The organism is Pseudomonas sp. Z4-7, assembly GCF_051131965.1.
Classification (GTDB): Bacteria; Pseudomonadota; Gammaproteobacteria; order Pseudomonadales; family Pseudomonadaceae; genus Aquipseudomonas.
In genome coordinates this window covers 865,225-891,170 of record NZ_CP071642.1, presented here as the reverse complement: position 1 = coordinate 891,170, position 25,946 = coordinate 865,225, and the positions used below count along the sequence as shown (strand labels likewise).

Genomic DNA, 25,946 nt, shown 5'->3' with positions numbered 1-25,946 from the left:
GGCAGGGTGTCAGGCAACTAAAATGTCGACTGATACACCGCTATCGCGAGCAAGCTCGCTCCCACAGGAAACAACAGGGTTGGGTCAGGCCTTCGCCGGCTCCAGCGCCATCTCCACCGCCTCAGGCCGCTTGAGCAGCGCATAGGTCACCGCCGTCAGCAGGCTGCCCGCGACGATTGCCAGCAGGTACAGCAACGCATGATTGATGGCGTTGGGGATCAACAACACGAACAGGCCTCCGTGGGGAGCGGCGAGTTTGCAGCCGAAATACATCGACAGTGCGCCGGCAAGCGCTCCCCCGACGATACTCGAGGGAATTACTCGCAATGGGTCCTTGGCGGCGAACGGAATCGCACCTTCGGAGATGAAACACATGCCGAGGATCATGGCCGCTTTGCCCGCCTCTCGCTCGACCTGTGCAAATTTACTGCGAGCCAGGAAGGTCGCAATACCCAACCCAATCGGAGGCACCATCCCCGCGGCCATGGCCGCCGCAATCGGTGCGCCGCTCTGCGAGGCCAGGAGCCCGACCGAAAAGGAATAGGCCGCCTTGTTGATCGGCCCGCCCAGATCTACACACATCATCCCGCCGAGCAGAACCCCCAACATAACTGCATTGGCTGTGCCCATGTTGCTCAGGAAGTCGGTCAATCCATTGAGCAATTGAGCTACAGGCGGTCCTACCACATAGATCATCACCAGCCCCGTCACCAGGCTGGCCAACAAGGGAATGATCAGAATCGGCTTCAATGCTTCAAGGCTCTGGGGTAAACGTACAAGCCAACTGATCGCTTTTACGCAGTAGCCCGCCAGGAAACCCGCCACGATCCCACCGATGAAACCCGCTCCCAAAGAGCTCGCCAACAGGCCACCGATCATGCCGGGAGCCAGGCCTGGACGGTCGGAGATGGAGTAAGCGATGTATCCCGCGAGTAACGGCACCATCAATTGGAAAGCGTGGTCACCGACAGTTTTCAGCGCGGCAGCGAGTGAGCCTTGCACCTCGAATGCTTTGATCCCAAAGGCAAACGACAGGGCAATCAACAAACCACCCGCCACCACCATCGGCAGCATGAACGAAACACCGGTCAGCAAGTGTTTGTAGACGCCGCTTTTTTCCGCCTTCGCCGGACCGCCGGAAGCCTCGCTGGCGACGCTTTCCTGCCGACCTTCGGCCAAGGCCTTGTTCAGCGTGGCTTCGGCCTGCTTCAACGCGATGCCGGTGCCGCAGCGGTAGATTTTCTTGCCGGCGAAACGCTCGGTGGCGACTTCAATGTCGGTCGCCAGCAGCACCACGTCGGCCTCGGCAATCGCCTCGGGACTTAGCGGATTACGCGCGCCCACCGAGCCCTGGGTTTCGATCTGCAAGTCGTAGCCCAAGCGCGCCGCTGCCTGCTGCAAGGCTTCGGCGGCCATGAAGGTGTGGGCAACGCCGGTCGGGCACGCAGTGATGGCCACCAGGCGCGGGGCGCGTTCGGTGGAGGCCTGTGGTGCTTCGGCGAGCATGTCGGCCTCGGCCAGCACCACGGCTTCCTCGGCGCCACGCCGCAGCACCGTATCAACGTCTTGAAGGGCCTGGGCCGGGGTGCTGCGAAATACCCGCCTGCCGACAAATCGCGACAGGTCCACCGGGCCGCTGGTAACCAGCAGCACCCACTCGGCCGCCTCAAGCGTGGCGGCCGACAACTGGCGCTCGGGGTGCGCCGGGTCATGCACTTCAACGCTGGTGCTCCAGCCCTGGCGCTGGGCCGCCGCGTCCAGCAGACGGGCGCACAACACACTGGTGACCATGCCGTTCGGGCAGGCCGTCACAATGGCTAATTTCATCTTGCGAACCCTCTTATTGTTCTGTCAGGGGGCGCACGCGCACGCCCTGTTCAAGCGACGCCAGCAACGCGGTGTCGTGGATGCCAAAACCGATCTGCGTGACCGCCATGGCGGCGATGGCCGTGGCGCTGCGCAGGGTCTGCTCCGGCGTGTGCGCACCGAGCAAGCCGTGCAGCATGCCGGCCAGCAGCGAATCACCGGCGCCCACGGTACTGGCGACCGTCACCTTGGGCGGCGAAGCATGCAGCGCCGAACCGACGCTGAACCAGTTCACGCCGTCGGCGCCATGGGAAATCACCACGTGCTCGATACCCTCGGCATGCAGGCGCTGCGCCGCTTGCGCCTGGGCCAGCTCGCTGACCACGGCGCAGCCCAGCGCATCGGCCAGCTCCTCGGTGTTCGGCTTGATCAGCCACGGCCCCGCCGCCAGGGCGACGCGCAAGGCTTCGCCGCTGGTGTCGAGGGCCACGTTCAGGCCAAGTTGTTTCAGGCGCGTGATCAGCGCCTGCAGCCACTGCGCACTGACGCCACGGGGCAAGCTGCCCGCCACGACCACTACATCATGGCCGGGGGCGATTTGCTCAAGGCGCGCCAGCAACGCCTGCTGCGCGGCTTCGTCGACCATTGGGCCCGGGCCGTTGAGATCGGTGATGCGGCCGTCCTGCTCGGCCAGCTTGATGTTGCTGCGGGTTTCGCCGGGCACGCGGATGAACGCGTCGACGAAGCCACGCTGAGCGAACAGCGTCTCGAACACCTGGGCGTTGTCCTCGCCCAGAAATCCACTGACCGTCAGCGTATGGCCGAGATCGGCCAACACCTGGGCCACGTTCACGCCTTTACCGGCGGCGTGGGCGTGCATGGCATCGCTGCGGTTGACCTGGCCCGGTTCCAGGCGCGCCAACTCCACCGTGAGGTCGAGCGCCGGGTTGAGGGTCAGGGTAAGAATCTTCGCCATTACAGCGCCTCCACTAATGCGCGCACGTCGTCGGCGCTGCCCACGGCCAAGGCCTCTTGGGCCAGGGTTTGTACTTGCGCCAGGCTCAATTCGCGAACCCGCGCCTTGACCTCGGCGATGCTGCGGGCCGAAACGCTCAGTTCGTCGACACCCAGGCCCACCAGCACCGGCACCGCCAGCGGATCAGCCGCCAGCTCGCCGCACACGCCGACCCATTTGCCATGGGCATGGGCCGCGCGCACGGTGATATCGATCAGCTGCAATACCGCTGGATGCAGGCCGTCGGCCTGGGCCGACAGGGTCGGGTGGCCCCGGTCGATCGCCAGGGTGTATTGGGTCAGGTCATTGGTGCCGACGCTGAAGAAGTCGACCTCCTTGGCGAGCACCGGCGCGAGCAAAGCGGCGGACGGCACTTCGATCATGATTCCCAGTTGCAGGTCCGCCACCGGGATTTCCCGGCGCAGGCGCTCGGTCATGTCGCGGGCCTGGCGCCACTCGTCGACGCTGCCAACCATGGGGAACATGATCCGCAGCGGACGGTTGTCCGCCGAGCGCAACAAGGCGCGCAACTGCGCTTCCATCACCTGCGGACGCTGCAAGGTCAGGCGGATGCCGCGCACCCCGAGGAAGGGGTTTTCTTCCTTCGCGATCGGCCAGTACGGCAGCGGTTTGTCGCCGCCCACATCAAGGGTGCGCACCACCAGCGGCCGACCGGCCAGGCCATCGAGCACCTTGCGGTATTCGGCTTCCTGGGTCGCTTCGTCCGGGGCCTCGTTGTGAGCCATGAAAATCAATTCGGTGCGCAGCAGGCCGATGCCCTCCGCGCCCTGCTCCACCGCGCTGGTGACGCCGGCGCTTTCGCCGATGTTGGCGAACACTTCCACGGCGTGACCGTCGCGGGTCAGCGCCGGTTGGTGACGCTGCTCGGCGGCGGCCTTGAGGCGCTGCTCGCGGGTGTCGCGCTCTTCGGCGGCGCGTTGCAATGTGGCAGCGTCCGGGTCGACATGCAGCCGACCGCGCTGGCCGTCCAGCAGCAAGGAGGTGCCCGGCGCCAGCAGCAACACCGCTGCCCCGGCACCGACCAGGGCGGGAATGCCCAGGGCACGGGCAACAATCGCGCTGTGGGCGGTGGCGCCGCCCCGGGCGGTCAGGATCCCCGCCACCCGAGCCGGATCCAGGCGGGCCACGTCGGAGGGGCCGACTTCGTCCATTACCAGAATGTACGGTTGATCCGGCTCAGCCGGCGTTTCCACGCCACACAGCTGCGCCAGCACCCGCCGGCCGACGTCCCGCAAGTCGGCGGCACGTTCGGCAAGCAAGGCATCCTGCAGGGCTTCCTGTTCTTTCGCGGCGGCTTCGATCACGCCCATCCACGCCGCTTGCGCGCTCTCGCCCAGCTTCAAGCGGGTGTCGACCTCGTCGGTCAGCTCCGGGTCGTCGAGCATTTCCTGATGAGTGATGAAAATTTCGCGGATGGCCTTGGCCTTCGCGCGCTCGATCAAGCCTTCGATGTCGCGGCGCACCTGGCTCAACGCCTTTTGCAGGCGCTCGCGCTCGATGGCCGGTGACTCGCCGCGCAACGGATAGTCGATGTCTTGCAGCACTTGAACATGCGCCGGGCCGATGGCGATGCCCGGTGCGGCGGCGACCGCCTGGAGCAGGCTGCCGGACTCGGGCGCCAGCATCACGCTGGCGACTTCGGCGATGGTGGTTTCCCGTGGCGCGCTCGGTGGCGGCAGCGGTTCGACCTCTTCGCCGAGCCCCTCTTCGACGGCGGCCAGCAAGGCCGGCAGCGCATCGGCGGCAATGCTCGGCTCGGCGATGAACTCCAGGACCTGGCCGCGACGGGCACCCAGGCTCAACAGTTTGCTCAGGCTCTTGGCCGACACGGCGCTGTCCTGGCCGTCGACGATGCGCACGCGGATTTCGCCGTCGAAGTTTTTCGCCAATTGCGCGAGGATTTTCGCCGGACGTGCATGCAGGCCGTGGGCATTGGCCAGGCCGATACGGGCGCTGGGCCAGTCGGCGGGCAGCTCGCCGCCCAGCACTTCGAGGACCTTGCGACTGCTGGTGGCGCGGCCCAGTTCGTGGCCGCGACCTTCGATCAGCAGCGCGCAGAGTCTTTCCAGCAAGGCCTGATGGGCCTCGCCGAGGCTCGCCAGGCAGAACAGTCCGCTCAGGGGCTGGCCGAGGTAACGGATGGGCTTGTCCGGCGTGACGAAAGCCAGGCCAGGGCGCTTGACGGTCTGTTCACTGTGCAGCCACCACAGGCCGTCGCCCAACGGCAGCGCCTCGACCTGCTGCAACACACCGGCGAAGCCGTTGCTCACGCAGTCGGCCTGGCGCAACAGACGAGCGCCGCGCCACACCAGTTCTTCGAAATCGTCGGCCGACACGCCGAGGCCGATCATCTGCGCATCCAGCGCCAGTTCCTGCGGCGCGCCTTGCAGCAGTTTCAACAGCGCCTCGGCAGACCCGGCGCGGCGCAGGGCCTGACCCAGGTCCGTCTCGCCGAGGGCGCGGGTCAGCAGTTGCAACAGGCGCAGGTGCTCGTCGGATTTGGCCGCGATGCCAATCGCCAGGTAGACGATCTGGCCATCGCCCCAATCCACGCCGTCCGGGAATTGCAGCAAGCGCACGCCGGTGGCATACACCAGGTCGCGGGTCTGCGGGGTACCGTGGGGAATGGCAATACCTTGGCCAAGAAATGTCGAGCCCTGGGCCTCGCGGGCCTGTAAACCGGCGAGGTAACCTTCGGCGACCAGGCCATCGGCCACCAGTTTGTCGGCGAGCAATTGCAGCGCGGCGTCTTTATCCACAGCCACCTGGGCCATGGATATCTGCTCTAGAGTGAGCTCGAGCATGCTTTCTCCTTTTTGGCGTCCGGTGGGCGCCAGGTATTGTTTTGAATGAATCAGCTTAGCGTGTGGGACAGCTTCCGGCGGTATCGCGGCAGTGCGGCCAGAAAATCCCGAGAGCCTGAAAATACGCTTGCTGAAACGTTTAATCTAGAAAGATTGGCACGTTACTCGATAATCTCTCATCCTTGAAGTGCAACTTGTCGAAAGCGCCTCGGGGGTGACCATCGTGCCGAATCGGGTAGGATGGGCCTTCAATGTCGCGGCACACTCGAAAAAACAAGGAAAACCGGGTTGAAACTCAGTGATATCGCCCAGCTTGCCGGTGTGTCCGTCACCACCGCCAGCTACGTCATCAACGGCAAGGCCGAACAGCAACGCATCAGCAACGCGACCGTCGAACGGGTGCGGGCGGTGGTCGAAGAACATGGCTTCACGCCTAACCCCCAGGCCGCCGGGCTGCGCAGCCGGCACACGCGGACGTTGGGTTTCATCCTGCCGGACCTGGAAAACCCCAGCTATGCCCGTATTGCCAAGCTTCTGGAGCAAGGCGCTCGCGCCCGGGGCTATCAACTGTTGATAGCCAGTTCTGACGACGCGCCTGACAGCGAGCGGCAATTGCTGCAACTGTTCCGCGCCCGGCGCTGCGATGCGCTGATCGTCGCCAGTTGCCTGCCGGCCGAGGATGACAGTTACCGTCAGCTCCAGGCCAAGGGTATTCCGATAATTGCCATCGACCGGGTGATGGAACCGGCGCACTTCTGCTCGGTGATCAGCGATGACCGCCAGGCCAGCCTGCAACTGACCCGCAGCCTGCTGGACACCCACCCGCGGCAGATCGCGCTGATCAGTGCCCGTCCCGAACTGAGCATCAGCCAGGAGCGGACCGCTGGGTTTCGCGAGGCGCTGGCCGGGTTCGACGGCCAGGTGTTGATCGAACACGGCGAGTCGTTCAGCCGTGAATGCGGTCGCCAACTGATGGACGAGATGCTCGCGCGCCTGGGGCATTTGCCCGATGCGCTGATCACCACGTCCTATGTACTGCTGCAAGGCGTGTTCGACGCCCTGCATGATTTTCCGCTCAAGTCGCGGCCGCTGCGCCTGGGCACGTTTGGTGACACGCAACTGCTGGATTTCCTGCCGCTGCCGGTCAATGCCATGTCCCAACAGCATCAACTGATCGCCGCCAAGGCGCTGGAACTGGCGCTGGCAGCCATCGAGAACGATGACTACCAGCCTGGTGTCCAGGCGATTGCCCGCACGTTCAAACAGCGTATCCACCAAGGCTGAGGATTTTCCCGGATCGAACCATGGAGCTGATCGACACCCACACCCACCTGGACTTCCCGGATTTCGACGCGGATCGCTCGGCGCTGCTGGCCGAAAGCCGCGCCCTGGGCGTTCGGCAAATGGTCTTGCTGGGGGTATCTCGGGACAACTGGCAACGGGTCTGGGACCTCGTGCAAAGCGACCCCGACCTGCATGCCGCGCTGGGCCTGCACCCGGTGTACCTCGACCAGCATCGTGGCGAAGATCTTGAGCACTTACGTGACTGGCTGGCCCGCCTGGCCGGGCATCGGCAGTTGTGTGCGGTGGGGGAAATCGGCCTGGACTATTACATCGAGACGCTGGACCGTGATCGCCAGCAGGCATTGTTCGAGGCACAACTGGGCCTGGCCGTGGAGTTCGAACTGCCGGCACTGATCCATGTGCGCCGCAGCCACGCTGCGGTGATCGCAACCCTGAAGCGTATCCGCCCCGCCCGCACCGGCATCATCCACGCCTTCGCCGGCAGCTTCGAAGAGGCCCGCGAATACCTCAGGCTCGGTTACAAGCTCGGCCTCGGCGGCGCCGCGACATGGCCGCAGGCTTTGCGCATGCACCGGGTGCTGCCAAAACTGCCGCTGGACGCGGTGGTGCTGGAGACCGATTCACCGGACATGGCCCCGGCGATGTTCCCCGGCCAGCGCAACAGCCCGGCGCATTTGCCGGCGATTTGCGCGGCATTGGCGCAGATCATCGGGATCAGCCCGGAGCGATTGGCCGAGGCCAGCACGGCCAACGCCCGCCAACTGTTCAATTGGTGACAACCTGTGGGAGCGAGCCTGCTCGCGAATGCGGTGTACCAGACACCCTGTCTGCGAGTGATATGCCGCTTTCGCGAGCAGGCTCGCTCCCACATTGGAACTGTGTGGACACAGGAATCAAACCCGAAACGCATTGATCAACTGCTTGAGCTGCACCACCTGCGCGGACAGCTCGCGGCTGGCGTCTTCGGTCTGGTGCGCGCCCTCGGCGGTGCGCTCGCCGGCGCGGTTGATCTCGACGATGTTCTGGTCGATGTCATGGGCTACCGCCGTCTGTTGCTCTGCGGCAGCGGCGATCTGCTGGTTCTGGTCGACGATCATGCCAACGGCGCCGAGGATATTTTCCAGGGCCTGCTGAACCCTTTCCGATTGGCCGACGGTGCCGCTGGCCATCTCATGACTGCTGCCCATGGCCTTGACGGCGGCGCCCACGCCGCTGTGCAGCCGGCTGATCATCGCTTCGATTTCCTCGGTCGATTTCTGGGTTCGCTTGGCGAGGGTCCGGACCTCATCGGCCACCACCGCGAACCCACGCCCCTGCTCGCCGGCCCTGGCCGCTTCGATCGCGGCATTGAGCGCCAGCAGGTTGGTCTGCTCGGCAATGCTCTTGATCACATCCAGTACACGGCTGATGGCCTGGCTGTCGGTGGCCAGTTGATTGATCACTTGCACCGACTGATCGATTTCACTGGCCAGCCGGGCGATGCTGCTTTGCTGTGACTCAACCAGGCCGCGTCCGCTAAGGGTTTCATCATTCACGCTATGGGCGCTGCTGACCGCCGCGGCGGCACTGCTGGCGACTTCCTGGGCGGTGGCCGACATCTGGTTCATCGCCGTGGCGACCAGCTCGATCTGGCTGCGCTGCCCGGCCACGGCCTGGTTGCTCTGGGCAGACACGGCTTGCACCTGACCGGCCTGGCGCTCGACCTCGGCAACCGTGCGACCGACCTGCTCGATCAGGTCATGGATTTTCGCCACGGTGCCGTTGAACACTTCACCCAGCTCCCCCAACTCATCCTTGCTGCGCGCCACGAAATTGACCGTCATGTCGCCGGCCGCAACCTTGTCCATCATTGCGCCCAAATGCTTGAGCGTGGTGCGAGTCGAGGCATAAAAACCGGCGTACAGGTAAAAAATCAACAGGAACACCACCGCCAGTGCCGCCGCTTGCAGCACCATGTGGCTGCGGTTCTGCTCCAGGCGGTGCTGCAACTGGACACCGAGAAAACCCAGTGTCACTTCGTTCAGCCGATAGGTCTGTTCCATCAGGCCGCTGACCTGCTGGTAAAACGCCGACCAGGGGGCGTCGAGCGTATCAGCCATCACCACCTGTTCCTCGATCAGTTCGGCGGCCTGTTTGAGGGAATTCTTGCTGGCGCCAGCCTGCTCGGCAAGCGCCTGCCCGGCCGCCTTGCTGGAGCCAAGGGCGTCCTGCAATTTCAGATCATATTCGCCCTGGAGTTTTTCGACCTGTACCAGCAACTCGTCAAACCGGGTGCTTGAAGCAGAATTGAGGAACCCCAAGCCCAACGACGAAGCCCCCAGCGCACGCCCTTCGCCCAGGATCTGGGTGACCTTGGGGGTCACGCCGACCATCAGCTCGCTGAGTTGGCGGATGTCGCCCTGGTTGTCGCGGCTCAGGCCCGCCTGGCTGGCAATGACCTGGCCAAATATCTGCGCATTGTTGAGCAACCTGCCGATCAACGCGCTTTTGCTTTGCAGTGAGCTTTCGGCCTGCTGGGCCTTGAAGGCGGCAATCATTTCGTCGCGCTTGGCATCGAAGGCGCTGACGTGCTCGGGCTCTGCGGCCATCGCCTGCATGCCCTGGAGGCGCGCGAGAATCTGTTGCTCCAGGGTGCTGATCCGGCTTTCCACGTCGCCCGCCTTGCCGGACTGGCCCAGGCTGGCATTGATCTGCACCAGGTTGTTCAAGGTCTCCAGGTCGCGGCGCAGAGTCAGGCTGCTGCCCAGCAAGTCGAGGCTTTGCAACTCGACTTGGGTGCCCTGAAACTCCCGGTAGGAATCACGTACCAGAAAGAAGTTGGTCACCAGCATCGGCAGCAGGAACAACACGCTGATCAGGCTGAACTTCATGCCGAAGCTCAGGCGGTTCATCAGGGCGACGGCGGGCCAGAGCAAACTCTTCACAAGGAAGTCTCCCGATAATTTTTATTTTTATAGGCGCGCGGGCAGGCAGCAGAAGGCCACTATGCGGACGCTGCTTCTGTATAGCCTAAATCGGCGGGGAGATTTGTAACTTAAGGTTAACGAGAGGAATGACCGCAAACCACCGTGGCGAGGGAGCTTGCTCCCGCTGGCCTGCAAAGCAGGCCCCTGGGTTTTTTCCAAGTAGATCTCTTTAGCCGGGTTTGCGGCTGCTGCGCAGCCGAGCGGGAGCAAGCTCCCTCGCCACAAAAGCTGTTGGCCACAAAGATCCGTTCTATCAGGCCAACACCGTCCACAACGCAAACCCGGCATACCAGAGTACCGCCGCGCGCAACAGCAGTTCCCACAGCCGATCCAGGCTGTTGATGCCGTCCGGCCCGGCGACGGGGGTCGGGATCTCGCCGGCCACCAGGCCGACCTTGTTGATCAGGTCGGCCGCGCTGATGTTCCAGTTCAGCAGTTCGTGCAGCATCACCCGGCTGACCGCCACGAAGTTGCCCACCAGGGCGAAGCTCGCCGCCAACAACCGCACCGGTACCCAATCGAACGCGTGGCGCAGCTGCGCCGCACGCTCGGCCACGCCGGGGTTGTGGCTGTGTTCGGCGGCAAGGGCGAGCAATCGATAGCTCAGGGCAGCCACCGGGCCCAGCAGGAAATACCAGAAGATGACCGCAAAAAAACTCTGGTACGCCTGCCACAGCAAGTGCCCCTGGACCCGCTCCAGCAACTGCTCGCCGCCATCGGCATCGATGTTCAGGTCGCGCTTGGCCACATGATTCGCTGCCTGCAGATCTTCACGGCGCCAAGCGTCGCGAAACGGCCCGAGTTCAGCCAACAGATCGCCGCGCCCCAGGCTGTAGATCACCACCAACAGGTGCACCGGCAGTGCCAGCAGACCATAGGCCACCGGCTCCAGCACCCATAACAGCAATGCCAGCAGCGCCACCGGCAACAGCACCATCACCATCAGCACCAGCCACGGCCGATTGACCCAGCGTGGGCTCGCTTCGAGCTTGTTCAGCTCGCGCAGCCAACCGCCGTCACGCTGGACCCGCTGGCGCAGGGCCGAGAATTTCTCGATCCAGACTGCCAGCAGCAACACCAGAAAACTCATTGTCCTTCCCCTTCTGTCAGGGCCGCGCGATAGCGCGCCCAGTCGAATGCCGGTCCCGGATCGGTCTTGCGCCCCGGGGCAATGTCGCTGTGCCCACAGATGCGCTGCACCGTGATCGCCGTAAACGCCGCGCGCAACTGCCGGGTCAGGTCCACCAGGGCCACATATTGCGCGTCGGTGAACGGCAGATCATCGGTGCCTTCAAGCTCGATGCCTATGGAAAAATCGTTACACGTCTCCCGCCCTTCGAAGCACGAAACCCCCGCGTGCCACGCACGCTCCAGACAAGAGACAAACTGCGTCACCGCGCCGTCACGTTCGATCAGAAAATGCGCAGAAACGCGCAGGTCGGCAATACCGGCAAAGTAGGGATGTTCCGTGACATCCAGACGATTCTGGAAAAATTCCTGCACCTTGCCGGTCGCGAACTGTGCCGGCGGCAGGCTGATGTTGTGGATCACCAGCAGGGAGATCTCGCCTTCGGGGCGCGCATTGAAATTAGGCGAAGGGCAATGACGCATGCCATCGCACCAACCGCTCACGGGGTCCAGCTGCATACGGGTTCCTTCGATGACGACGGTGATTGCCGCCAGTATGCCGCGATCTACGTCGGCTGCGCGATCACTTGCCGCGATTGAGCTGGCGCAGGTTGCCGAGAACAGACTCCAGTGCCCGGTCGAACAGCAGGGTGTCGTCCAGCAGACGTGCCGCTCCCCGGCGGAACTCCAGGGCGAGGCTGGTGCGGCTGTGCTCCAGGACCTTGAGGCCGGTGCGGTTGACGAAAACGAACTTGCCGGTGGCCTGGATGATCGCCGCCAGCTTGCAACGCAGGCTGTTGTCTTCGTCTTCCTGGAACTCTACCCAGCATCCCAGGCGCAATTGATCGACCTGAAGCAGGCCTGCATCATCAGCCGGCAAACGCACGGTCGGCTCCTGCGGGGGCGTCTGTGGCGCAGTGCGAAGGACGATGGGTTCCGCCACTTCGACCATGACCGGCAGATCCACCGGCTCGCCAGCCTCCGTTGCCTGGCCCAGCCGCTGCAGGGCCTGGACATGAAGCAGTTCCAGCTCGCTGAAAAATTCGCTGGTGGCGAACGGATCGAACGCCGAGCGACTCAGCCCCTCGCGCAGGGCCTTGAGCAGCTCCGGCACCATCGCCAGCAAACGCAGGCCCGCATCGGCCTCTTCGTGATGCTGGACACTCCAGACCAATTGTTCCAGGGTCAGCACGTCGGCCCGCCATTCGGCTGAATGCTCGCCATGCTTGAAGCCAGTCAGCAGCAGCACCTGGCTCCAGGCCTGCTGCACAAAATCCACTACGGCCTGGGGCAGGACTTTGCCCAGCATGATCTGGTTCAGCGCCCCTTCGACCCGCTGTCGAGCCAGGTCGGCCTTTGCCCTTCCCTCTTCGGCGTCACGGATGCGCTGCTCAAGCAATTCACAACGGCGGCGCTCGTCGCTGGTGAACGCCAGGAAATCGGCCAGCACTTCGGAAAATATCGCCGGATCGTCGACGAAGTCGTTCAACAGGCGCTGCACCACCTGCTCGATGCGCAGATAGAGGCTGTCGCGCTGATGATCATCGCAATCCCCCCAACCCATCGCCGCCGCGGCGATTTCATTGAGCAACCGGCGCGCCGGATGATTATTGCGACTGAAAAAACTCTTGTCCTGCACCGCGACCTTGAGCATCGGGATCTGCAGCCGGCCGATCAACGCCTTGAGGGAGTCCGGCAGGTTACGGTCATCAAGGATGAATTCGAACATCATCGCGATCAGGTTGATCACGTCTTCGTCCGCGCCTTCGACCACGCGGGATTTGCCGCTCTTGACACTGACCCGGGTCAACAGCTGTTCAAGCTGGCTGCGCAGGTCGAAGTCATCCTGAACCGAGGGGGCCGGCACGTATTGCTGCAAATGAGACAACAAGCGCAAAAGGTCACGGGTCGTGATTGGCTGGGCCGGTGCACTGGGCTCAAGGGTCGGCGCGACACTGCCGCGCACCTGGACCAACAACTTCTGCAAAGCGGCGAAGACTTCGTGCACGCTGTCATCGACATCGTCGACCCTTGGCCTGGCAGGCCCGGCAGTGCTGGGTCGAGCAGGCTCTTCGACACGGTCCGAGGCCCGCCGCGACGGAGAAACCTTCAGATCCGGCAAGATCCCGGTTGCCGCCAATAGCTGATTGGCCTCGGAATAAAGGTTGTCGCATTCGCTGAGCACATACCGCTCGAAGAGCTTGAGCAGGATCAGTTTGACCTTGATGCCTACGCCCAGGTTACGCCCGGCCTGGAGAAAATTCTCACACAGCAGGGCCGGGTTCAAGGGGTTGTGCTGGTTCGCCAGGGGCCGCGACAGTAACGCGCCGAGTCGCGCCGTGAGTTGATCGAGAGACAGGCCATCGCGACTGAGCACCCGGGTGACCATGGTTTCCACCGCCAGTCGCCGTTCGAGGTCATCATGGTTTCGCTGGGCCGGTATGGCGCCCAATACGGGCGCGAGGGTGGCCTGGGTCAGATCGTATTGGGCAAGATTGACGAACGCCTCGAAAAACTGCTCGAGGAATTCACGCTCGATGCTCTTGCGTTTCAGCCGCAGGTCTCGCATGGCTTCGAAGTAGAGGTTCTGCTCCACATCGTTCCGCGCCCGATCGGCCATTTCGAACAAGGTATCGTCAGCGTTATCGAACAATTCCTGCAAGCCAAGGCGCAATTGCTGCGCAGCCTTGTCGCGAACCTGAAGCAGAATCACAGGCAGGCGGGCGAGCGGCGAGCGACTCGCCTGATCGGTAGACGCCTTGTGCAAAGGCACTACATTCCCGTCGTTGTGCATCCTGGCCTCCTGAAAGGGTATTCTTCGGTTCGCGACGTCAAAGTCATGGCGTCAATCGAAAGGCGGATTATCGGGTAAAAGAACCCTGGCGCACCAGTGGACACTTGTGAACCAGCTCGAAATACTCGGAACAAGTGACAGGACAATCGGGAAAATGTTGCGCCCATGCGACCAAATGCAGGTTTCATTCGGGTGCGCGCAAGTGGCGCCTTGGGTTCGCCTGCAGCCTGGCCCTATAATCCGGCCACTTTGTTTGTGGAGCCCGTCATGCCGAATCTACGCCTCGCCGATCTGACCGCCGAAATCGAAGCCAACGTGCGCCGTGCGTTGCTCGAAGACATCGGCAGCGGCGACATCACCGCACAACTGATCCCCGCCGAACGCCTGGCCAAGGCCACCATCATCACCCGGGAAGCCGCGACCATCAGCGGCACGGCCTGGGTCGATGCGGTGTTCAGACAACTGGATCCCCGCGTCGCGGTGCATTGGCAAGTGCGCGACGGCGACCGGGCAAGCCCCGACCAGGCCCTGTTCCACCTCGAAGGCCCGGCCCGCTCACTGCTGACGGGCGAACGCAGCGCGCTGAACTTCCTGCAGATGCTCTCGGGCGTTGCCACCCGGGCCCGCTATTTGGCGGACTTTGTGGCCGACACCCAGGTCAAGCTGCTGGATACCCGCAAGACCCTGCCCGGGCTGCGCCTGGCCCAGAAGTACGCGGTGACCTGCGGCGGCTGCCATAACCATCGCATCGGCCTTTACGATGCCTTCCTGATCAAAGAAAACCATATCGCCGCCTGCGGTGGCATTGCCCAGGCCATCAGCGCCGCCCACAAGATCGCACCGGGCAAGCCGGTGGAAATCGAAGTGGAAAGCCTGGCTGAATTGAAAGAAGCGCTGGCGGCCGATGCCGACATCATCATGCTCGACGAGCTGAGCCTGGACGACATGCGCGAAGCCGTGCGCCTGAACGGCGGCAAGGCGAAACTGGAAGCCAGCGGCGGCATCAACGAAAGCACGTTGCGCCCGATCGCCGAGACCGGAGTGGACTATATCTCCATCGGTGCGATGACCAAGGACGTGAAAGCCGTGGACCTGTCGATGCGGCTTAGTCTCTAAGCAGCTGCGAGCCCCAAGCTGCAAGCTTCAAGCGGTTCGGCGCTTGTCTTGCAGCTTGGGGCTTGTGGCTTGTAGCTGCTTTTAAACTACAAGATTATTCATCTCGCAGTACTCATCCCAATCCACACCCAACACCTCGGCCGCCTCCTTGTGCAAGACAAGGCGCTGCGCCTCGAACTCTTCCGGCGTACTGGTGTACTTGAGCGTCAGCTCCCAAGGCTGCAGGCCCTGGGCTTCAGCCTCATCCTCGAATGCCCACTGGACCTGGTCTTTCTGATCATCGGCGGACAAGTCCTTGATCTCATCGCGCAACTGCGGCGTTTCTTCGAGATACTTTTCCAGGGCTTCTTCGTGTCTGGCTTCTTGGGACAATTCTTTAGCGGTCATGGCGTTCTCGCTGATCTGGGAATGGAAGATGGATCTGGATCATCAAGGATCTCTCTGACGCAGGAAGCCGTTGGAAGCTCGGTTTTCCTGGCCTTCAGAACCATTCGTGGATCATCTGAAAACTGCTGGGCGATGCTCATGCAGGTGACGAATATAGGATGTTTTGCCAACGATTTACACGGCTCTTTACATCCACCGCAGAAAAAATCTCATGCCTGACGGCAAGGTGCCCAGGAACATTTGTCATGGCAACCAGTCATAGCGATGTGCCATATCGGCACTTCTTCAGGAACCCAATGATGCGCAGTCTTGCGAAACGTTCGTCGACCCGGTTTGCAACCACGTCCCTCCTGCTCGGCAGCCTGACCTTGATCGGTGCCGTTCAAGCGGCAGTCGAAGTTTCCTCCGGCACCCCTCTGCCGTCTGACACTATCCCGCTGCTTCGCAACTCATTCGACAAGGATATTCTGATCAAGACCAATATCAGCGTGGGTGATCTGGAAAAACTACCAGAAGCAGTCAAGGACAACACCGCCGAGCTGGACAGTCAGAAGCGCACCCTGGGCGAGCAGGCCCGACAAATCGAAGAACTCAAACGCAACAGTGGCTCCAGCTCCACCTCCAGCAGCAAGGAGATAGACGATCTCAAGCGCATCATCAAGGAACAGGAACGCGATCTGAACGACCTTGGCAAGCAAGTGGAAGAACTCAAGCGCAACAGCAGTTCCAGTTCGAGCTCGAGCAGCAGCGAAATTTCGTCCCTGAAACGGGAGCTCAGCGATCAGGACAACGAAATGACACAGCTCAAACGCACGGTCGAGGAGCTGAGCAGGAAGGTGAAATAACCAGGGGGGGGGTGGTGCCCGAGACAGGAATCGAACCTGCGACCTTCGCGTTACGAGTGCGCTGCTCTACCGACTGAGCTACACGGGCGGTGGCTAAACCTAGCATCGTCCCCGGGGGACAGGCAACCTGCCCTGAAGGGATTTTCAGCACACAGCAAAACGCCCCGAACCAGTCGGAGCGTTTGCTTGTTCAGCGGTCAAGCGAGGGAGTGATTAAACGCCCGATGCCTTGGCTGCTGCGACGTCCTTGATGGACAGCTTGATACGGCCGCGGTTATCCACGTCCAGTACCAGCACTTCCACTTCCTGGCCTTCTTTCAGGATGTCGGTCACTTTCTCGACGCGAGCATCGCTCAGCATGGAGATGTGAACCAGACCGTCCTTGCCCGGCAGGATGTTGACGAACGCGCCGAAGTCGACGATGCGTTCAACCTTGCCGATGTAGATCTTGCCGATCTCGGCCTCTGCGGTGATGCCCAGGACGCGCTGGCGTGCTGCTTCTGCCGCTTCCTTGGTTTCGCCGAAGATCTTGATCGAACCGTCGTCTTCGATGTCGATCGAAGCCTTGGTTTCTTCACAGATCGCACGGATAGTCGCGCCGCCTTTACCGATGACATCACGGATTTTGTCGGTGTCGATTTTCATCGCGATCATGGTCGGAGCATTTTCCGACAGTTCGGTACGGGACTGACCGATGATCTGGTTCATCTGACCGAGAATGTTCAGGCGCGCTTCCAGGGCTTGGCCCAGGGCGATTTCCATGATCTCTTCGGTGATGCCCTTGATCTTGATGTCCATCTGCAGCGCGGTGACGCCCTTGGCGGTACCGGCCACTTTGAAGTCCATGTCGCCCAGGTGGTCTTCGTCACCCAGGATGTCGGTCAGGACGGCGAATTTCTCGCCTTCCTTGACCAGACCCATGGCGATACCGGCCACCGGCGCCTTCATCGGCACACCAGCGTCCATCAGAGCCAGGGAAGCGCCGCAGACCGAAGCCATCGAGCTCGAACCGTTGGACTCGGTGATTTCCGATACCACGCGAATGGTGTACGGGAACACGTCAGCGGCCGGCAGCATGGCCTGGACCGAACGACGGGCCAGACGGCCGTGACCGATTTCGCGACGACCGGCGCCACCCATGCGACCACACTCGCCCACCGAGAACGGAGGGAAGTTGTAGTGCAGCATGAACGGGTCTTTCTTCTCGCCTTCCAGGGTGTCGAGCAGTTGCGCGTCACGGGCGGTGCCCAGTGTCGCAACGACCAGCGCCTGGGTTTCACCACGGGTGAACAGTGCCGAACCGTGGGTCTTTGGCAGGACGCCGACTTCGATGTTCAGCGGACGCACGGTGCGAGTGTCGCGACCGTCGATACGCGGCTTGCCGTTGACGATGTTTTCGCGAACGGTGCGGTATTCGATTTCACCGAAAGCCGCCTTGACGTCGCTGGCCGATGGCTGGCCTTCTTCGCCGGAGAACTTGGCAACGACCTGGTCACGCAGCTCGCCCAGACGCGCATAGCGGTCGGCCTTGATGGTGATGGTGTAGGCCTGGGAGATCGCTTCGCCGAACTCGGCACGGATCGCGCCGAGCAGCTCGGTGGCTTCTGGCTGAGGAGCCCAGGTCCAGGTTGGCTTGGCGGCTTCGGCAGCCAGTTCCTTGACGGCGTTGATGACCACCTGGAACTCGTCGTGGGCAAACAGCACGGCGCCCAGCATCTGGTCTTCGGTCAGTTCCTTGGCTTCGGATTCAACCATCAGCACGGCTTCGGAAGTACCGGCCACGACCATGTCCAGGCTCGATGCCTTCTGTTGCTCGTAGGTCGGGTTCAGCAGGTAGCCGGTGCTTTCGTGGAACGCAACGCGGGCAGCGCCGATCGGGCCATCGAAAGGAATGCCGGAGATCGCCAGCGCAGCCGAGGTACCGATCATCGCAGCGATGTCCGGATCGGTCTTCTTGCTGGTGGAAACGACGGTGCAGACAACCTGCACTTCGTTCATGAAACCTTCAGGGAAAAGCGGACGGATCGGACGGTCGATCAGTCGGGAAGTCAGGGTTTCTTTCTCGGAAGGACGGCCTTCACGCTTGAAGAAACCGCCAGGGATCTTGCCCGCGGCGTAGGTCTTTTCCTGGTAGTGCACAGACAGAGGGAAGAAGCCCTTGCCTGGATCGGCTTGCTTGGCACCCACTACGGTCACCAATACGCTGACGTCGTCGTCAACGGTGACCAGCACTGCGCCGGAGGCCTGACGGGCGATACGGCCAGTCTCGAGGGTAACGGTCGACTGACCGAACTGGAATTTTTTGATTACCGGGTTCACGGTGTCCTACCTTCTTTGTGGCTCTTGGGGAACTTGTCTTCTTGCGAAATTCTTGGGCAATGACGGGAATCGGCCCGACGCCTGTCCAGGGTAAAACGTGTATCCAGATAAAACTTGAGGCTGGGAGCCTGCCATGCGCCAGCGGGAAACCCACTGACGTACGACAGACCACCAACCTCTAGCGCAATCGCTGATTAGCGACGCAGACCCAGGCGAGCGATCAGAGCGCTGTAACGGCTCACGTCCTTGCCTTTCAGGTAGTCCAGCAGCTTGCGACGCTGGTTTACCATGCGGATCAGACCACGACGGGAGTGGTGATCCTTACCGTTGGCCTTGAAGTGACCTTGCAGTTTGTTGATGTTGGCGGTCAGCAGTGCAACTTGCACTTCTGGCGAACCAGTGTCACCAACAGCTTGCTGGTAGTCAGCAACGATTTGAGCTTTTTCTTGAACGTCGAGAGCCATGAGGCAATCCTTTTAGTCAGGAAACTGTTCCGAGGAAACAGCTTCAACAGGCCAGGGACAAATCCCTGTATCTATAAATGAGTAGTGACCGTGCCTGTTAACAGCCACACTCGCCAACCCGCTGTTACGCAGGCTGGTTCCGGTCATTCCGACCGAATCAGTCGACGCGGCGCAATGCGCCCGTCTTCGCTCACTTCACCGATACCGATGAAGCGACCGTTGTGATCCTGTACCCGGACCATGCCGAACTTCGGCGCATCCGGGGCGCGTACCGGCTGGCCGTTGAGCCAGTAGAACGCGCTGTGTTCCGAGAACTGCAAGAGCGGCCAATCCAGCAGGCCGCTGTCCGATGGCATCAGGAAACGGTCGACCGCTTCGTTGCCGCCTTCGGCATGCACCGCTTCAAGCTCTTCCAGCGTGACCGTCTGGGCCAACGTGAAGGGCCCGGCCTGGGTCCGTCGCAATTCCGCCACGTACGCGCCACAGCCGAGCTGCTCGCCAATATCCTCCACCAGGGTCCGGATATAGGTGCCCTTGCTGCAATCCACGGCGAGCCGTGCAGTATTACCGTCAAAGGCCAGCAATTCCAAGCGCGCAATAGTAACAGAACGCGGTTCGCGCTCCACTACTTCGCCTGCACGGGCCAGTTTATACAACGGCTGTCCATCGCGCTTCAAAGCGGAGTACATCGGCGGTATCTGACTGATTTGCCCGCGAAATTTCGGCAATACCGCTTCGACATCCGCCTGACCAACGGTCACCGGGCGCTCCAGCAAAACCTCACCTTCGGCGTCCGCCGTGGTAGTGGTCTTGCCCAGTTGCGCCAAGGTTTCATAACCCTTGTCGGAATCGAGCAGGTATTGGGAGAACTTGGTCGCCTCGCCGAAGCACAGCGGCAGCACGCCGGTAGCCAGCGGATCGAGGCTGCCAGTGTGCCCGGCCTTTTCAGCATTGAGCAGCCAGCGAACCTTCTGCAACGCCGCGTTGGAGGTAAATCCCAACGGCTTGTCGAGCAGGATGATGCCGCTGACGTTACGACGGATACGTTTGACCTGAGCCACCGATTACTCCTTGGTGTCTTCGGGTTCAGCGGCAGCCGGATGCTGACTGTCTTCAGCCACGGCACGCTCGATCAGCGCCGACAGATGCGCACCCCGCACGACGCTTTCGTCGTAGTGGAAGTGCAGCTGTGGAACGCTGCGCAGCTTCATCTCCCGCGCCAGTTGCATGCGCAGGAAACCGGCTGCCGAGTTGAGCACCTTAATGCTCTGGGCGATTTCTTCGGCGCTGTCCTGACCCATCACCGTGATGAAGATCTTGGCGTGACCGACGTCACGGCTGACTTCAACAGCGGTAATGGTCACCAGGCCGACGCGCGGGTCTTTGACTTCGCGACGGATCAGTTGGGCCAGCTCGCGCTGCATCTGATCGCCGATTCGTTGGGTACGGCTATATTCTTTTGCCATGTCTTGTTACCTGTTACTGCCCCACGGTCAAACCCGTGAGGTCTGAAAGCGGCAAACGCCCGGCCTGGCAAAAGCCAGACCGGGCGTTGCGTTTAGAGTCCGCCAGCCAGGCAGCGCATATTCATGCGACTGCCCGGTACGGCTCTTGAAGTACGCGAGTCAGAGGCTGCGAGCAACCTGGACCTTCTCGAAGACTTCGATCTTGTCGCCGACCTTGACGTCGTTGTAGCTCTTGACGCCGATACCGCATTCCATGCCGGCACGTACTTCGGAAGCGTCATCCTTGAAGCGGCGCAGGGATTCCAGCTCGCCTTCGAAGATCACGATGTCTTCACGCAATACGCGGATCGGACGGTTACGGTGAACGACACCTTCGATCACCATGCAACCGGCGATCGCGCCGAACTTCGGCGAACGGAACACATCGCGCACTTCGGCCACGCCCAGGATGTTCTCGCGAACGTCGCTGCCGAGCATACCGGTCAAGGCTTTCTTGACGTCTTCGATGATGTCGTAGATCACGTTGTAGTAACGCATATCCAGGCCTTCCTGCTCGACGATCTTGCGCGCGCCGGCATCGGCACGCACGTTGAAGCCGAACAGTACAGCGTTGGAAGCGAGTGCCAGGTTGGCGTCGGATTCGGTGATACCACCGACACCGCCACCGACAACGCGCACTTGCACTTCGTCGTTACCCAGGCCATTCAAGGCGCCGTTCAACGCTTCGAGCGAACCACGGACGTCGGATTTGAGGACGATGTTAAGCGTCTTCTTCTCTTCCTGGCCCATGTTCTCGAAGATATTTTCCAGCTTGCCGGCGTGAGCGCGAGCCAGTTTGACTTCGCGGAACTTGCCTTGACGGAACAGAGCCACTTCACGGGCCTTCTTCTCGTCAGCCACAACGCTCATCTCGTCGCCAGCATCCGGGGTACCGTCCAGGCCGAGGATCTCGACCGGGATAGCCGGACCGGCTTCCTTGATTGGCTTGCCGTTCTCGTCGAGCATGGCGCGCACGCGGCCATAGTTCGAACCGACCAGCACCATGTCGCCCTGACGCAGGGTACCGTCCTGAACCAGGACGGTCGCGACCGGACCACGGCCCTTGTCGAGACGCGATTCAACGACCACGCCACGGCCAGGAGCCGAAGGTGTAGCGGTCAATTCCAGAACTTCGGCTTGCAACAGAACGGCTTCGAGCAGTTCGTCAACGCCGGTACCCATCTTCGCCGAGACCGGAACGAAAGGAGTGTCGCCACCCCACTCTTCGGAGGTCACGCCGTGGACCGACAGTTCGCTGCGGATGCGATCGAGATCGGCGCCCGGCTTGTCGATCTTGTTCACCGCAACCACCAGCGGCACGCCAGCAGCCTTGGCATGCTGAACGGCTTCGATGGTTTGCGGCATCACGCCGTCGTCCGCTGCAACCACCAGGATCACGATGTCGGTTGCCTTGGCACCACGGGCACGCATCGCGGTAAACGCGGCGTGGCCCGGGGTATCGAGGAACGTCACCATGCCGCGGTCGGTTTCAACGTGGTAGGCACCGATGTGCTGGGTGATACCACCGGCTTCGCCAGCGGCTACCTTGGCACGACGGATGTAGTCGAGCAGCGAGGTTTTACCGTGGTCAACGTGACCCATGACGGTCACGACCGGCGCACGGGAAACAGCTTCACCTTCAAACTTCAGGGACTCGGCCAGGGAATCTTCCAGGGCGGTGTCGCTGACCAGGGTCACTTTGTGGCCCAGCTCTTCGGCGACCAGTTGGGCAGTTTCCTGGTCCAGTACCTGGTTGATGGTGGCTGGCGTGCCCAGCTTGAACATGAACTTGATGATTTCAGCAGCCTTGACCGACATCTGCTGGGCCAGATCGCCCACAGTGATGGTCTCGCCGATCTTCACTTCACGCACGACAGGGCCGGTAGGGCTCTGGAAACCGTGGGCGTTGCGTTTCTTCAGCTTGGCCTTGCCGCGACCGCCGCGACGGAAGCCATCGCTTTCTTCGTCGGTGGTACGTGGCGCAACACGCGGCGCAGGCGCCTTTTCCTTGACCGAAGCACGATGAGGAGCGTTTTTGCGCTCGCCATCGCCACTGCCACGACGGTTGTCGTCGGCACGTGGTTTGTCCGGACGACGCTGTTCGTCGCGCTTGCGGGTGTCCGCCGGCGCCGGAGCAGCTGCCAGGACAGGAGCGCTTTCACGCACTGGCTCAGCTGCCGCCGCAGGTGTCTCGACCACTTCGGCTGGAGCAGATTGCGCAGCAGCAGGCTGGCGACGCGCTTCTTCTTCGGCGCGACGCTTGGCTTCTTCTTCAGCCTTCTGACGTGCAGCATTTTCTGCCGCGCGACGTTCTTCCATTTCGCGTTTGCGCTCGGCTTCGATTTCTTCCGGGCTGCGCTGTACGAAGACTTTTTTCTTGCGTACTTCAACGCTGATGCTTTTGCTACCGGCAACACGCAGGGTGCTGGTGGTTTTACGCTGCAGAGTGATCTTGCGCGGTTCTTCCACTTTCGCCTTGTGACTGCTCTTCAAGTGAGTGAGCAGGGACTGCTTCTCACTGTCGGTCACATGTTCCTCGGCGGCGGTGTGCGGCAGACCTGCCTCACGCATCTGCTGCAACAGGCGCTCTACCGGTGTTTTGACCTCATCGGCCAGTTGTTTCACCGTGACTTGCGTCATGCACTTCTCTCCTCAGGCCGCGCCTAATTACTCGAACCAGTGGGCTCGGGCGGCCATGATCAACTTGCCGGCACGATCATCGTCAATGCCGTCGATGTCGAGCAGATCGTCAATAGACTGCTCGGCCAGGTCTTCGCGGGTAATTACGCCGCGCACCGCCAGTTCCATCGCCAAATCCTTGTCCATGCCCTCAAGCGAGAGCAGGTCTTCGGCCGGATGGGCGTCTGCCAGCTTTTCCTCAGTAGCGATGGCTTTGGTCAACAAGCGATCCTTGGCACGAGCGCGAAGCTCGTTGACGATGTCCTCGTCAAAGCCGTCGATGTTGAGCATTTCCTCCACCGGTACGTAGGCAATCTCTTCCAGGCTGGTAAAGCCTTCATCCACCAGCACCTGCGCCAGCTCTTCATCGACTTCAAGCTCTTCGATGAAGTTGCGCAGGATGTCGCCGGTTTCAGCTTGCTGCTTGGCCTGGATGTCCGATTCGGTCATCACGTTCAGGGTCCAGCCAGTCAATTGGCTAGCCAGACGCACGTTCTGACCACCGCGACCGATGGCCTGAGCGAGATTGTCTGCGCCAACGGCGATGTCCATGGCATGGGCATCCTCGTCGACGATAATTGCCGCCACTTCAGCGGGCGACATGGCATTGATCACGAACTGAGCCGGGTTGTCGTCCCACAGGACGATATCCACACGCTCGCCGCCCAACTCGCCGGATACGGCCTGGACACGCGAACCACGCATGCCGATGCAGGCACCTTGCGGGTCGATGCGCTTGTCCTTGGAGCGGACCGCGATCTTGGCCCGCGAACCCGGATCACGGGAGGCGGCCATGACTTCGATCAGGCCTTCAGCAATTTCCGGCACTTCGATGCGGAACAACTCGATCAGCATTTCCGGCGCGGTACGCGACAGGATCAGCTGCGGGCCGCGGTTCTCGGTGCGGATTTCCTTGAGCAGCGCACGCAACCGCACGCCAACCCGGAAAGTTTCGCGAGAAATGATGTCTTCACGAGCCAGCAATGCTTCGGCATTGTTGCCCAGATCAACGATCACGTTGTCGCGGGTGACTTTTTTAACGGTGCCGGAGATGATTTCTCCCAGGCGCTCGCGATAGGCATCGACGACTTGCGCGCGCTCGGCTTCGCGAACTTTCTGCACAATGACCTGCTTGGCAGTCTGTGCAGCAATGCGGCCAAATTCGATGGACTCGATCTTTTCTTCGACGACATCACCCACCTTGGCGCCAGGATGCGTTTCTGCAACCTTGCTCGGCCAGGTTTCGATAGCCGGATCATCCAGGTCGGCCTCCTCGACTACCGTCCAGCGACGGAAAGTCTCGTAGGCACCGGTGTGGCGATTAATCTCCACACGCAAATCAACTTCGTCTTCGAAGCGCTTCTTGGTAGCAGTGGCCAGGGCCAGCTCGAGTGCTTCAAAAATAACGTTAGCCGGTACGCCCTTTTCATTGGATACCGACTCAACAACCAGCAGTACTTCTTTGCTCATCGTACGCCTCGCCTTTCGCAAGCCATTGGATCCGCGGGATCCGCAGTATCTGGCACGTATCAGTCAAAACTGGGAATAATGTTGGCCTTGTCGATCATATCGATCGGCAACAGGAATTCATGGTCATCTACCTGCACCACGACATCCTGTTCTTCCACACCGCGCAGAAGGCCTTGGAAGTTGCGTCGGCCTTCAAAGGGCGAGCGCAGCTTGATCTTCACTTGTTCACCGGCAAACAAAGCGAACTGTTCAAGAGTGAACAGAGGGCGTTCCATGCCAGGCGAGGAAACTTCAAGGGTGTATTCGGAGGTGATGGGATCTTCAACATCCAGCACACCACTGATCTGACGGCTGACGATGGCGCAATCATCCACCAACACGCCGCCTTCCTTATCGATATAAACGCGCAACAGTGAGTGGCGACCTTGAGCCGAAAACTCAATACCCCAGCATTCATAGCCAAGGGCCACGACCACCGGGGCCAACAAGGCCTGCAACTGTTCTAGCTTGCTCGACACCTGAACCCCCTCGTGCATGTATGTGCATGCCATGCAAATAAAAAAAAATGGGCGAATCGCCCATCCCTGAAACGCCGTCGAACAGCGGCGTTGTAAATGTCCAGCTAACAAAAAGCCCCTTGGAAGGGGCCCTGAAACTGGTTGCGGGAGCCGGATTTGAACCGACGACCTTCGGGTTATGAGCCCGACGAGCTACCAGGCTGCTCCATCCCGCGACAAAGCTGGGGCGGAAGTATACGACCGATCCCTTACAGGGTCAATGTAACGCTTCCACCTACAAGAAAGCCCGCAATTGCGGGCTCTCCTGATAATTGGTACCGAGAAGGGGACTCGAACCCCTACACCCTATGGGCACAACCACCTCAAGGTTGCGTGTCTACCAATTCCACCACCTCGGCAATACAGCGTTTGAAACCTTCTTACTTCTGCTCTTGAGCTGGAGGTACGTCAGTCGCCGGATTGGCCGACTTTTGCTCTTGAAGCACCGGGACATCATCAGAAGCCGGTTGTTGCTTTGGCGCTTCCAACACCGCTGGGTTTGGCAAACCTACCTGAGTCAGCTCATGAGCCTTCTCTTTAGCAAAGTAACCTAACCCTAAGCTGGTTATGAAGAAACCGGCGGCGAGTATAGCAGTAAACTTACTAAGAAAGGTAGAGGAACCTTGGCTTCCGAATACAGTATTTGAAGCACCTGCACCGAAAGACGCACCAGCATCCGCACCTTTACCCTGCTGCAGCAATACGAGAGCAACTACACCCAGTGCGCCCAGCAGATGAAAAACGACTACGACTGTTTCCAGCATT

General features: G+C 61.3%; 20 protein-coding genes and 3 tRNA genes. 4 read left to right on the top strand and 19 right to left on the bottom strand.

Features of this window, described 5'->3' with window-relative positions; all coding sequences use genetic code 11:
* Positions 1–84 precede the first annotated feature (84 nt).
* From J3P91_RS03820 to ptsP, 3 genes are read right to left on the bottom strand one after another with little or no spacing between them, the layout of a single operon-like run.
* Positions 85–1,827, bottom strand: a complete 1,743-nt coding sequence (locus tag J3P91_RS03820) for a PTS fructose-like transporter subunit IIB (protein WP_434602796.1) — start codon at positions 1,825–1,827, stop codon at positions 85–87.
* A gap of 13 nt (positions 1,828–1,840) precedes the next feature.
* Positions 1,841–2,782, bottom strand: coding sequence for a 1-phosphofructokinase (gene pfkB / locus J3P91_RS03815; RefSeq protein ID WP_305496880.1), 942 nt, complete (start codon positions 2,780–2,782; stop codon positions 1,841–1,843).
* Positions 2,782–5,646, bottom strand: a complete 2,865-nt coding sequence (gene ptsP / locus J3P91_RS03810) for a phosphoenolpyruvate--protein phosphotransferase (protein WP_434602795.1) — start codon at positions 5,644–5,646, stop codon at positions 2,782–2,784. Before ptsP ends, pfkB begins: the two co-directional genes overlap by 1 nt.
* A 288-nt stretch (positions 5,647–5,934) precedes the next feature.
* On the opposite strand from ptsP, the gene cra reads away from it, so the two are divergent.
* On the top strand, positions 5,935–6,930 hold the full coding sequence (gene cra / locus J3P91_RS03805) for a catabolite repressor/activator (RefSeq protein WP_434602794.1): 996 nt from the start codon (positions 5,935–5,937) through the stop codon (positions 6,928–6,930).
* 20 nt (positions 6,931–6,950) lie between these two features.
* Entirely contained in the window at positions 6,951–7,727 is a 777-nt protein-coding gene (locus J3P91_RS03800; RefSeq protein ID WP_434602793.1) for a TatD family hydrolase, read from the top strand.
* Positions 7,728–7,844: 117 nt separating this feature from the next.
* On the opposite strand, the gene J3P91_RS03795 is transcribed toward J3P91_RS03800, so the two are convergent.
* The 4 genes from J3P91_RS03795 to J3P91_RS03780 all read right to left on the bottom strand — a co-directional run bounded on the left by J3P91_RS03795 (position 7,845) and on the right by J3P91_RS03780 (position 13,839).
* Positions 7,845–8,549: a methyl-accepting chemotaxis protein gene (locus tag J3P91_RS03795; protein ID WP_434604989.1), complete on the bottom strand. Its 705-nt coding sequence runs from the start codon at positions 8,547–8,549 to the stop codon at positions 7,845–7,847.
* Between the two features lie 1,621 nt (positions 8,550–10,170).
* A complete protein-coding gene (ampE, locus tag J3P91_RS03790; RefSeq protein ID WP_434602792.1) occupies positions 10,171–11,007 on the bottom strand; it encodes a regulatory signaling modulator protein AmpE in 837 nt (278 codons plus the stop codon).
* On the bottom strand, positions 11,004–11,564 hold the full coding sequence (gene ampD / locus J3P91_RS03785; protein ID WP_434602791.1) for a 1,6-anhydro-N-acetylmuramyl-L-alanine amidase AmpD: 561 nt from the start codon (positions 11,562–11,564) through the stop codon (positions 11,004–11,006). Before ampD ends, ampE begins: the two co-directional genes overlap by 4 nt.
* A gap of 64 nt (positions 11,565–11,628) precedes the next feature.
* On the bottom strand, positions 11,629–13,839 hold the full coding sequence (locus J3P91_RS03780) for a DUF1631 domain-containing protein (RefSeq protein ID WP_434602790.1): 2,211 nt from the start codon (positions 13,837–13,839) through the stop codon (positions 11,629–11,631).
* Positions 13,840–14,106: 267 nt separating this feature from the next.
* Between J3P91_RS03780 and nadC the strand changes: the two genes are divergently transcribed.
* Positions 14,107–14,955, top strand: a complete 849-nt coding sequence (gene nadC / locus J3P91_RS03775) for a carboxylating nicotinate-nucleotide diphosphorylase (protein WP_434602789.1) — start codon at positions 14,107–14,109, stop codon at positions 14,953–14,955.
* A gap of 81 nt (positions 14,956–15,036) precedes the next feature.
* On the opposite strand, the gene J3P91_RS03770 is transcribed toward nadC, so the two are convergent.
* Positions 15,037–15,342 (bottom strand): DUF6388 family protein, encoded by a 306-nt coding sequence (locus J3P91_RS03770; protein ID WP_434602788.1) that lies wholly within the window; start codon positions 15,340–15,342, stop codon positions 15,037–15,039.
* 299 nt (positions 15,343–15,641) lie between these two features.
* Between J3P91_RS03770 and J3P91_RS03765 the strand changes: the two genes are divergently transcribed.
* Positions 15,642–16,187: a hypothetical protein gene (locus tag J3P91_RS03765; protein WP_434604987.1), complete on the top strand. Its 546-nt coding sequence runs from the start codon at positions 15,642–15,644 to the stop codon at positions 16,185–16,187.
* A gap of 12 nt (positions 16,188–16,199) precedes the next feature.
* Here the strand turns inward: J3P91_RS03765 and J3P91_RS03760 are convergent.
* From J3P91_RS03760 to secG, 11 genes are all read right to left on the bottom strand, one after another.
* Positions 16,200–16,275, bottom strand: a tRNA-Thr gene (locus J3P91_RS03760).
* 125 nt (positions 16,276–16,400) lie between these two features.
* Positions 16,401–18,506, bottom strand: coding sequence for a polyribonucleotide nucleotidyltransferase (gene pnp, locus J3P91_RS03755; protein WP_434602787.1), 2,106 nt, complete (start codon positions 18,504–18,506; stop codon positions 16,401–16,403).
* 194 nt (positions 18,507–18,700) lie between these two features.
* Positions 18,701–18,970 carry a 30S ribosomal protein S15 gene (gene rpsO, locus J3P91_RS03750; protein ID WP_011332409.1) on the bottom strand — a complete coding sequence of 90 codons (270 nt, stop codon included), beginning with the start codon at positions 18,968–18,970 and terminating at the stop codon, positions 18,701–18,703.
* A 143-nt stretch (positions 18,971–19,113) separates the two neighbouring features.
* On the bottom strand, positions 19,114–20,031 hold the full coding sequence (truB, locus tag J3P91_RS03745) for a tRNA pseudouridine(55) synthase TruB (protein WP_030139793.1): 918 nt from the start codon (positions 20,029–20,031) through the stop codon (positions 19,114–19,116).
* A gap of 3 nt (positions 20,032–20,034) precedes the next feature.
* Positions 20,035–20,436, bottom strand: a complete 402-nt coding sequence (gene rbfA / locus J3P91_RS03740; RefSeq protein ID WP_181287552.1) for a 30S ribosome-binding factor RbfA — start codon at positions 20,434–20,436, stop codon at positions 20,035–20,037.
* 159 nt (positions 20,437–20,595) lie between these two features.
* On the bottom strand, positions 20,596–23,115 hold the full coding sequence (infB, locus tag J3P91_RS03735) for a translation initiation factor IF-2 (RefSeq protein ID WP_434602786.1): 2,520 nt from the start codon (positions 23,113–23,115) through the stop codon (positions 20,596–20,598).
* 27 nt (positions 23,116–23,142) lie between these two features.
* The gene (gene nusA, locus J3P91_RS03730) at positions 23,143–24,624 is read right to left on the bottom strand and encodes a transcription termination factor NusA (RefSeq protein ID WP_047229054.1); all 1,482 of its coding nucleotides are present in this window, start codon (positions 24,622–24,624) and stop codon (positions 23,143–23,145) included.
* Between the two features lie 59 nt (positions 24,625–24,683).
* Positions 24,684–25,142 carry a ribosome maturation factor RimP gene (rimP, locus tag J3P91_RS03725; protein ID WP_053118762.1) on the bottom strand — a complete coding sequence of 153 codons (459 nt, stop codon included), beginning with the start codon at positions 25,140–25,142 and terminating at the stop codon, positions 24,684–24,686.
* A 138-nt stretch (positions 25,143–25,280) separates the two neighbouring features.
* Positions 25,281–25,357 (bottom strand) — tRNA-Met (locus J3P91_RS03720).
* A gap of 97 nt (positions 25,358–25,454) precedes the next feature.
* Positions 25,455–25,540 (bottom strand) — tRNA-Leu (locus J3P91_RS03715).
* A 21-nt stretch (positions 25,541–25,561) separates the two neighbouring features.
* A complete protein-coding gene (gene secG, locus J3P91_RS03710; RefSeq protein WP_025211789.1) occupies positions 25,562–25,945 on the bottom strand; it encodes a preprotein translocase subunit SecG in 384 nt (127 codons plus the stop codon).
* Position 25,946: the final 1 nt, after the last annotated feature.